This is a genomic window from Williamsia herbipolensis (assembly GCF_000964005.1).
In the GTDB taxonomy this organism is placed as follows: Bacteria; Actinomycetota; Actinomycetes; order Mycobacteriales; family Mycobacteriaceae; genus Williamsia_A; species Williamsia_A herbipolensis.
Map to the genome: position 1 here is coordinate 1 of NZ_JXYP01000047.1, position 1,312 is coordinate 1,312.

The 1,312-nt window shown below is 62.9% G+C and carries 1 protein-coding gene; it reads right to left on the reverse strand.

The genetic code is table 11. The features are described 5' to 3' along the window. Positions 1–22: 22 nt before the first annotated feature. Positions 23–1,266, reverse strand: a protein-coding gene (locus TU34_RS22075) for an IS3 family transposase (protein ID WP_420835210.1) whose coding sequence is annotated in 2 segments (ribosomal slippage) — positions 23–975 and positions 975–1,266 — 1,245 coding nt in all. Because the reading frame shifts where the segments join, the coding sequence is not laid out codon by codon here. Positions 1,267–1,312 lie beyond the last annotated feature (46 nt).

A 1,312-nucleotide genomic window follows, 5' to 3' on the forward strand; every position in this document is an offset into this window, starting at 1 on the left:
TGAAGTACCCCAGGTTTAGTTCCTACGTCGTTACGAGGGCCGGGACGGCTGACTCGCTGGGGTGTGAGGCTGCCCGTAGGGCGGCCTCGTACTCGGCTGGGGGTTGATAGCCGAGGGACTCGTGGAGTCGGTGATTGGTGTACCACCAGACCCATTCCAGGGTCGCGAGCTCGACCTGCTCGACGGTCCGCCAGGGGCTGCGTTGGCGGATCAGCTCGGCCTTGTACGCGGCGTTGACGGACTCGGCGAGGGCGTTGTCGTAGGAGTCGCCGACGGTTCCGACTGATGGTGTGATTCCCAGCTCGGCAAGCCTGTCGGTGTATGCCAGTGACAGGTATTGCGATCCGTGGTCAGAATGGTGCGTCAACTCAGATAGATCGGTATTCGCCTGCCACGCAGCATGATTGAATGCGTGCAGCGGTAGATCCTCGGTGCGCATCGTGGATGCGACATGCCAGCCGGCGATCCGGCGGGTGCAGACATCGGTGACGAACGCGACGTAAGCGAATCCCTGCCACGTCCGAACATAGGTGATGTCGGCGACCCATAGTCGATTCGGTTGGGTGGCGACGAAATTGCGTTTCACCTTGTCTGCAGGAATCGCTGCCGCGGGATCGGGCCGGGTGGTGAACACCCTGCGTGCACGCTGCACCCCGCGAACCCCTGCGCAGTGCATCAACCGACGGGTCTGCTCCCGCCCGACGTCGTAGCCGTCCCGGCGCAGCGCGGCGTGCATCTTCTTCACTCCATAGACCGAGAAGTTGGCGGCGTGAATGGCGCGGACGACAGCGACGAGCTGATCGTCTCGGACCGAACGCCTCGAGGCCGGGCGGGTTCTCGCGGCCCGGTAGCCCCGTGAAGTCAGAAATCCCACGCCCGCCGCACGCAGTGTGCGGCAGATGAACTCGACCCCGAAACGCGTCCGATGGCTATCGATAAACGCGATCATTTCGTCGTGGGGCGGTCGAGTTCCGCAGCGAAAAACGCCGACGCTGACTTCAACAGATCATTCGTCCGCTCCAACTCCGCGACCCGCTTCTTGAGCCGGCGGATCTCGGCATGCTCATCGCTGCTCACTCCGCGGCGCTGCCCCGTATCGATCTGGGCCTTACGCCGCCACCGCCGCAGCGTCTCCTCAGCGATCTTGCGTTTGGCCGCGATCTGACGAATCGCCTCGAACTCCGAGAGCTCGGCATCAGACTCCAACGCCGTCTCCAACATGCGCACAGATTGCTGCCGGAACTCCGGCGGATACTGACGTGGCATAGCTCCATCCTCCTATAAGGATCGGAACTAAACCTGGGGTACTTCA